We start from the raw sequence: 482 nt of genomic DNA, 5'->3' as shown, positions 1-482 counted from the left end.
AATACTGGATTCCAGAAGAAGCTGCGTGCAAATTTGTTTTTGTCTAAGATGACTTTGTATTGGTAAGTAGTTATGCCTTCAACGCCGTAAGTGTTTTCATGTTTAACGCCTACGCCCGTGGTGTATAAGTGGAACAGGTAGTCCCATTCACGCACGCCGACCGTGCCTTCTTCGTAGTGAGGGCGGCCGAGGGTTTTGTAGATGTCGTCTTTGGTCAGGCCGGGACGCATTTGATCCAGCTCGTCAAAAGGCGGGAATGTACCGCGGTCTTTGTTGAAGGTCAGGGAGTAAGGTTTATGGAAGCGAGGCGCGTCGGTAGTGCCTTCAGGAGTGATTTTGCTCTTAGTAACACAGGCGGCCAGCAGGCCGGTAGCCAGCAGGGCAAAGCCCACTTTTGCGATTGTTTTCATTTGATAATCCTTTTATTGATTTTACCAGCCGAGCTTTTCAGACGGCCTGTTAGTGCCGGCAGCGAGTTTGCC

At 50.2% G+C, this 482-nt stretch carries 1 protein-coding gene; it reads right to left on the bottom strand.

The window, feature by feature from the left end; genetic code table 11:
- A partial coding sequence (locus tag ACTHUT_RS21765; protein WP_440419894.1) for an outer membrane protein assembly factor BamE occupies positions 1-410 on the bottom strand: 410 nt, incomplete at its 3' end.
- Between the last annotated feature and the right edge of the window lie 72 nt (positions 411-482).

It is taken from the genome of Neisseria sp. P0022.S010 (genome assembly GCF_051956635.1).
This window is presented reverse-complemented; position numbering and strand designations above follow the sequence as displayed.